5 protein-coding genes are annotated in these 7565 nt (G+C 56.1%); all 5 read left to right on the forward strand.

From position 1 onward, the window contains the following. The coding region (locus tag ACNKID_RS00510; RefSeq protein WP_417911472.1) for an ABC transporter ATP-binding protein at positions 1 to 909 on the forward strand (909 nt) is incomplete at its 5' end. 423 nt (positions 910 to 1332) lie between these two features. Further along, positions 1333 to 2475 carry a class I SAM-dependent methyltransferase gene (locus tag ACNKID_RS00515; RefSeq protein ID WP_417911473.1) on the forward strand — a complete coding sequence of 381 codons (1143 nt, stop codon included), beginning with the start codon at positions 1333 to 1335 and terminating at the stop codon, positions 2473 to 2475. Further along, positions 2472 to 4622, forward strand: a complete 2151-nt coding sequence (locus ACNKID_RS00520) for a glycosyltransferase family 4 protein (protein WP_417911474.1) — start codon at positions 2472 to 2474, stop codon at positions 4620 to 4622. The genes ACNKID_RS00515 and ACNKID_RS00520 overlap by 4 nt, the downstream gene beginning before the upstream one ends. Beyond that, positions 4568 to 5797, forward strand: coding sequence for a hypothetical protein (locus ACNKID_RS00525; RefSeq protein ID WP_417911475.1), 1230 nt, complete (start codon positions 4568 to 4570; stop codon positions 5795 to 5797). The genes ACNKID_RS00520 and ACNKID_RS00525 overlap by 55 nt, the downstream gene beginning before the upstream one ends. 3 nt (positions 5798 to 5800) lie before the next feature. Continuing rightward, positions 5801 to 7312, forward strand: coding sequence for an MBOAT family O-acyltransferase (locus ACNKID_RS00530; RefSeq protein ID WP_417911476.1), 1512 nt, complete (start codon positions 5801 to 5803; stop codon positions 7310 to 7312). Positions 7313 to 7565: the final 253 nt, after the last annotated feature.

Here is a 7565-nt window from a genome sequence, read left to right on the forward strand (position 1 = left end):
GCCGACATCGGCGAATTCATCGACCGCCCGGTGAAGACCTATTCCAGCGGCATGTACATCCGCCTCGCCTTTGCCGCCGCAGTCAGCGTCCAGCCGGAGATCCTGATTGTGGACGAGGCATTGTCTGTCGGCGACATCTTCTTTCAGCAGAAGTGCATGACCCACATGAAGAAGATGATGGAGGGCTGCACCATCGTTTTGGTCAGCCACGACATGCACTCCATTGTCAATCTCTGCAACCGGGTGCTGCTGCTGGAAAACGGGCGCGTGACCTTTGACGGCGACCCCGTGCAGGCGGTGAGCAAATACACCAAAATCCTCCACGAAGAGCAGTTCAGCGGCGGCAAGCAGCGGGTGGAACGCGAGACCGCCCTTCCTTCTCCTGCTGTCAGCACTGGTTTGCCAGAGGACTTTGCCGAATGGATCAAGGTGCCGCCAGAAAAGCGTTCCGGGGTCGAGCAGGTGGTGATTGAATATCTGAGCGTCACCTGCGGCGGCAAACCAGTCAATCTGGTGCAGAAAGGCGACCTGATCACCATCCGGCTGCTGGTTCATGCGGCGGCCGATTTGGATGAGCTGATCTTCGGCTACAATGTCAAAGACCGGATTGGCAATGCCTTGTTCGGGGAAAACAGCCTCTGCCTGAATGCGCCCGCCCCGCGTCTGGCTGCCGGGCACAGCGTGGTTGAGTACTCCTTTTATTGGCCGGAAGTGTATCCTTACAAATACACCATCACCGTTGGCATCGGCCAAGGAGAGGTTGCGCTGGGCCACGTGGTGCAGTGCTGGGCGCATGACCTTGTTTCGTTGACCGCTGTCACGCCTGGCCGCTCGATTCATGGGATGTTCAACAACGAGCTGAACTCGTTGGCGATCACGCCAGTGCAGACAAGTGAGGATGCAAGGTAGTGTCTGTTCACACCAGACAAGAATGAGTCATTTGCCAAGGAGTTTGGCTCGGCAGGAGAGGAGTTCAGCCGAGCTGGCAAGAAGTTGCACTCGGCAAGAAAGGAGTTCAAGTCGACAGCAAAGGAGTTGAGTCAAGCTGAAAAGGAATCCTGCCGACTTGGAAAGGAGTTCAAGTCGGCTGAACTTCTTTCCAGCTTGACCGCAAAGGAGTTCAGGTCGGCCAAACTCCTTTGCGGCTTAACAGGAAAGAAGTTCAGCTAAGCTGAATTCCTTTCCTGCCGAGCAGAACTTTTTTGCTGCTCGGCCAGACTCCTCTGCTGCCGAGCCAAATTTCTTGGCAAACAGGAAAAAATCGACAGAAATTCGCTGTTCGGCAGTTAAAAAATCAACCGACTCCAAGCAATCTGCCAAGAAAGAGACACGATGTACGAGCAGCATATTCTAAACGACAGCGGCACATTGCGGCAGATTGAAGAAGCCCTGCTGGCCACCTATTTTAAAAACTACGACCAAGACTTTCTCCAGACAGAAACCGGGCAAGAGGACATCAAGGCCAATGTCTTCCGCCGCTACAACAACGCACTGGCCCATGTGGTGCCGTGGGTGGCGCGGCAGATTGATCTGCGCGGCAAAACCTTGGTGGAGATCGGCAGCGGCACCGGCTCCAGCACTGCTGCCTTTGCCCATTTTGTCGAAAAAATCGACGGCTACGACATTGACGCGCAGGCTTTGGCCGGGGCACAGGCGCGGCTGGAGGTGATGGGCCTGAACAACGTGGCCCTGCATCTTGTTGCGGCAGAGCAGCTGGTTGCAACCCTGCGGGAAAATCATCCCAACGGCGCAGATATCGTTCTGCTTTTTGCCGTGCTGGAGCACCAGACCATCCGCGAGCGGCACGAGACCTTGCAACTCTGCTGGCAGCTGTTGAATCCAGATGGGCTGCTGGTTGTCACGGAAACCCCGAACCTGCTCTGCTATACGGATCTGCATACATCGGAGCTGCCTTTTCTCCATCTGCTGCCCAGCGAACTCTATGTCCGTTATGCCGACCGCTCGCTGCGGGAAGGATTTGGCAAAGGTTTTGCCAGCCTTGATTCCATGCCCACAGAGCAGCTGGACAGAACCATCATGCGCTGGGGCAGGGGAGTGAGCTTCCATGATTTTGAACTGGCCATTGGCAAAGAGCACGGCAAGTATTTGGTTGCCAATGGTTTTGAGCCGGAAATACTGACTTGGTTCGATGTCTCCCTTGAAGAAGAGCTGCTGCGCCATTATTTCCTGACCAAAAAGCTGGATGTCCCCCTAGCTTTTTCCAGAGTGGTGTTGAATGTGATCTACAAAAAAAGTGAAAGGCTGCTGCCAGAGCCTGAACTTGCCTCTGCGCCGGAAAGCATTTTTGTCGCCGACAAATATCTCCTCCGCGAGCAGAATTTTGTCATCAACCGCCTGAATGAACAGCTGACGGCTGCGGAAAAACATCTCAACGAGGTTCTTGCCTCAAAACGCTGGCGCATCGGCAATCTTATAGCCGCGCCATATCGGAAGCTCAAGGCTTTGCTCTCATGAAGATCGGTTTCCTGCTCGGCTCGCCTGGAATCAGCGGCGGCAGTTATGTTATCTACGAACATGCCTCCCGCCTGAAGCGCAAAGGCCATCAGGTTGCTGTCATCACCAGGCAGGAAGTTCAGCCTGAAGAACATGCCTGGCACGATTCTGCCTGTGAATTAGACTGGCTGACCATCAGACAGGCGCGGAACGAATGCTTTGACGTGGTTCTTGCCACGTGGTGGGAGACTCCCTTCTTCCTCCGCAAGCTCCGGGCCAAGCACTGCGCCTATTTTGTCCAGTCCATTGAAAGCCGTTTTTTCGAGCCGCCGGATCCGCAGCACCCGCTCAGCCTTAAACGGACGCTCTGGCGCGGCCTCTGCGAGCAGACCTATTCCTGCGCCGTGCCGATGATCACTGAGGCGGCCTGGATTCAGGAGTATTTGCAGCGGCATCACAACAGCTGGCCGTATTTAGTGCGCAACGGCATCCGCAAGGACATCTACGCCGCTGATGGTCCGGCAGTTGCGCCGCGTCAGCCGGGCCGCTTCCGGGTTTTGGTGGAAGGGCCGGTGGAAGTTTTCTTCAAAAACGTGCCTGCGGCGGTCAGACTGGCCAAGGCGGCTGGCGCGGATGAAATCTGGCTGCTCACCTCTTCGGCCATTCAAAGCTGGCCTGATGTGGACCGGGTCTTCTCGCGGGTGCCGATTCACGAAACTCCGGCAGTGTACCGTTCCTGCGATCTGGTGCTGAAGCTCAGTTATGTGGAGGGGATGTTCGGCCCGCCGCTGGAGATGTTCCACTGCGGCGGCACGGCCTTGGTCTATGATGTGACCGGCCATGACGAGTACATCGTCCACGACCAGAATGCCTATGTGGTCAAGCGGGATGATGAAGCTGAAGTTGTCCGCCTCCTGCGGCATCTCAAAGACAATCCGCAAGACCTAAAGCGACTCAAGCAGGGCGCAGCGGAAACAGCGGCGGCTTGGCCGGACTGGGATGCCTGCGCCGTCCAGTTTGAGCAGGCCCTGCTGCAAATTGCCGCAGGCAGGCCGGTCAGCCGGGGCTATCTGCAAGAGTGGACTCGCGAGGTCTTCCGCCGCCGCAAGCCCTTTGTCCGTGCTGCCCTGCAAAAGCAGTTTGCCGAACGCGAACAGGCGGACTGGACTGGAGCTGTAGCAGAGCACAATAATTTCGTCCGCTTTTCTTGGAGCGGCGACGGCACGTTCACCGATCATCAGCAGTCGCAATGGCGGCATTATCAGAGCGGGGCATGGAGAGAATGCGTCTTCACCATCCGGGTTGAGGAACTGCCGCTCTGGCTCCGCCTTGATCCCAGTTCCCGCATCGGCATCACCGAGCTTGACTGCGTCACTGTGCGCAATGTCAGTCAAGACAGGGAAATCATGGCCTTCCGCGAGCAGGAGGAGTTGCAGCAGCTTTTTCTGGCCAAGGATTTGAAATGGCTCTGCCCGGAACTAAGAAACATCATCTTCACCTATGGTGAAGATCCCATGATTCTTCTGCCGACGGTCAAAGAAGGCGACGCGCAGCTTGGCGATCTGCTGGAGATTTTCATCCGGCTGCGCGAAGACGGAATGCAGCGGCTCAATATTCTCGCCAGCGGCGCGGATGAAGCGGACAGAAACAATGCGATGCTGCTGTATTGGGACAGTCAAGGCCAATTTAGCAGAGGCAAATCAAAAAATCATCGTTACCCAAGAGGAGAGCAGACAGCTGTCTCCTTTGCCCTGCCAGTTGCGGAAACGCCGCTCTGGCTTCGGCTTGATCTCAGCCGTCGGCATGGCTTCATTGAAATTGCCAGTCTTGTTGTGCGCAACGTGACGCAGAACGCAGACATCATGACCTTCCGTCAGCCAGATGATTTCCAGCGGCTGTTTTTAACCGGCAGCCTGACTTGGCTTGCGCCGGAGCAGAGAAACATCCTGCTTTCCGGCGGCCCGAACGCCATCTGCGTTCTTCCGAAGATTGAGCAGGAGCAGATTGCGCCCGGAGATATGCTGAACATCACGGTCACCCTGCGGGAGAGCAGTCCGCAGCACTTTGCTGCACAGCATCATGTCAGCATTGCCAAACATGGCGGCGGCCCTGCGTGGAAAAAACTGCTGCGGAGCGGGGCGCGGCGGCTGGGACTGACAAACATCTGATGGGTGCTCAGACGGCGCACCGGCGGTTCTGTCTTGGCGTTCTCGGCACAGTCTGCGCACTGTTCGGCAGCCTGCTGCTGTATGGTTTTCTTTTTGATCCGTGGCAGCTCTTTCATCAGCCTTGGTTCAGGAAAACCGTCTTCATCAACAACGCCCGCTTTCAAAACGCCGGGATCATCAACAGCCATGATTTCGATTCCGCCATACTTGGCAACAGCATGGCGGAGAATTTTTCAGCTGCGGAAGCGTCAGCCCAGCTGGGCGGCAAATTCCTCAATCTGTCTATGGCCGGCTCGCTCTTCAGCGAGCGTCAGATCGTGCTGGAGCATCTTTTCCGCAGAAAAAAAATCAAACAGATGATCATTTCGTTGGATCATCTGCCCTTTGTCCGAGCCGGGCAGTACAGCCAAGACATGCCGCCGGAACGGTTCGCTTTCCTCTACAACCGCAATCCCTTTGACGATTTCCGTCTCTACTTCGACATCCGCTTGCTCCGCTGCTGGAATTTCAGCAAGAAGAATTCCTGCGGGGAGGAAATTCCTGGCACAGCGCGGGTGAAGTCTGTTGAAGAGCTGTATCAGTGGTTTCCGTACTATGTCAAAGCCTTTGGCGGAGTCAAGGCATGGTGCCGCTGGGGCAAAAAATCGCCGGAGTTCAATGTCTTTTTGAAAGAGATCATTCGCGTGGCAGACATTGTGGCGCAAGGGAGCAAAGATGTCTGGAAAGAGCAGTTTCTTTCTGAATGCCGGAGCAACAGCCGCTCATCCTTTGAGCAGCATATTCTTCCTGTTTTGCAAGCGCAGCCAGAGACCACTTTTTTTCTTTTCTTCCCGCCCTATTCCCGGCTCTGGTACGCCATGCAGGAGCAATACTATGTCAGCTATTACAAAAGCTACCAGCTCTTTATCGAAGATGTGGTCCGCACCGCCGGAGCACTGCCCAATGTGCGCATCTTCGGTTTTGACAATCAGGATTTCACCGCCGACATTGCCAATTACAAAGACCAGAGCCACTATCATAAGGACATCAATGCCAAGCTGCTGCGCCTGATGGCTGAAGGACGCGGCGTGCTGACGACGGAAAATTTTCCTGCCTATTTGAAAGAAATTGCCGGACTGGCAGCCAGCTACGACCTGCGGGCTGTCGCGGAACAGTTTGAGAGCTGCATGAACTGAGCCATGCTTTTCAATTCTCCTGCCTATATTTTTCTCTTCCTGCCCGCATCGTTGCTGCTTTATTTCCTGCTCAACCGCTGGCGGTTTGGTTGTGCGGCCAGCGCATGGCTGGTCTTGGCCTCGCTCTTTTTTTACGGCTGCTGGAGTCCTGCCCACCTGCCTTTGCTCCTGCTGTCGCTGCTGGTCAATTTCGCCTTGGGTGCCATGCTTCAGCAGACCAAGCAATCGGGCAAATTCGGTTTGGCCCGCCAAGGCATTCTGCCGGTCGGCATCTGCTTCAATCTCGGCCTGCTTGGATATTACAAATACGCCGACTTCTTTCTGGTGAACATCAACCAGCTGCTGGGCACCTCGCTGCCGCTGCCGCACTTGGCCCTGCCTGTGGCGATCAGTTTTTTCACCTTCCAGCAAATTGCCTATTTGGTGGATTGCGGCAGGGGGCGCGTGCAGGAATGCAGTTTTCTCAACTACTGCCTTTTTGTCACCTTCTTCCCCAAACTGGTGGCCGGGCCGATCGTCCCTCATCAGGAGATGATGCCGCAGTTCGCCCGTCTGCGCAGCCGCCTGCCTGCACCGCGCAACATGGCCTTGGGCCTCTTTTTCTTCTGCCTCGGCCTGTTCAAAAAAGTCTGGATCGCCGATCAATTCTCGGTCTGGGCAGGAACAGGCTTTGCCGCGAAAAAAGCCCTCACCTTCTTTGACGCTTGGGGAGCCAGCCTCAGCTACACCTTTCAGCTGTATTTCGATTTCTCCAGCTACTCGGACATGGCCATCGGGTCCGCGCTTTTTTTCAACATCGTTCTGCCGGTAAACTTCGACTCGCCCTATCAGGCTGCCAGCATCCAAGAGTTCTGGCGGCGGTGGCACATCACCCTGTCGCGCTGGCTCCGGGACTATCTCTACATCCCCCTTGGCGGCAGCCGCAAAGGTCTGCCGCGCACCTGCCTCAACCTGCTGATCACCTTTCTTCTTGGCGGACTGTGGCACGGCGCAGGCTGGACCTTTCTCCTCTGGGGCGGGCTGCACGGTGCCGCATTGGCTCTTCACCGGCTTTGGCAGGAGCGGGGTCTGCGCCTGCCCGCCTTCTTCGGCTGGCTCTGCACGTTTCTCTTTGTCAACGCCTCGTGGGTGCTCTTCCGGGCCGCAAGCTTGGAAGAAGGGCTGCGGGTGCTGAAGGGCATGATTGGGCTGAACGGCCTTGTCTTCAGCGCAGGCATGGCGCGGCTGCTGGAACAAATCCGCCCGCTGCGCGGTCACTTCACCACAGGAACTTTGCTGCTGCCGGGCGAGATGGGCTGGCATCTGCTCTTGTTCGGCTTGGCCGTCTTTCTGCTGCCCAACTCTTGTCGAATCGGCGGGCTGCTGCAAAACGCACCGCCGGAAAACGCTGCGCAGCGTCTCCTCCGCTTCCGCCCGAATCTGCGCTGGGCTGTCCTCACCGGCTTTCTTTTCTCCTGCGCCCTCTATCAAATGCTGCGGGTCGCGCCGAGTAAATTTCTCTACTTCAATTTTTAACCCACTCCGCTTGAGCCTAAAAAAAATCCCCCTGCCCGGCAACGGGCAGAGGGAACGGTCAAAGGAGGATTTGTAGCTTACTTGTATGGTACGGGGTCTGCGCAAAGAAGTCAATGGAGGGGAGACGTTTCTGAATGAGATTTATTCTCACAAGAGCAGCCTTCCATAAAACGTAACCCAAGTTGTGCCCTCTGCTGTTCACGGAAAAGTTTCTTGCGCATGCCGGGCGGAAGGAGGAGCATAAACCTTATGC

Source organism: Candidatus Electronema sp. TJ (genome assembly GCF_048287355.1).
In the GTDB taxonomy this organism is placed as follows: Bacteria; Desulfobacterota; Desulfobulbia; order Desulfobulbales; family Desulfobulbaceae; genus Electronema.

What these genes read in the sequence shown, in the direction of transcription:
- ACNKID_RS00515 (WP_417911473.1), top strand. Translation starts at nt 1,333, where the DNA reads ATGTACGAGCAGCATATTCTAAACGACAGCGGCACATTGCGGCAGATT.
- ACNKID_RS00520 (WP_417911474.1), top strand. Translation starts at nt 2,472, where the DNA reads ATGAAGATCGGTTTCCTGCTCGGCTCGCCTGGAATCAGCGGCGGCAGT.
- ACNKID_RS00530 (WP_417911476.1), top strand. Translation starts at nt 5,801, where the DNA reads ATGCTTTTCAATTCTCCTGCCTATATTTTTCTCTTCCTGCCCGCATCG.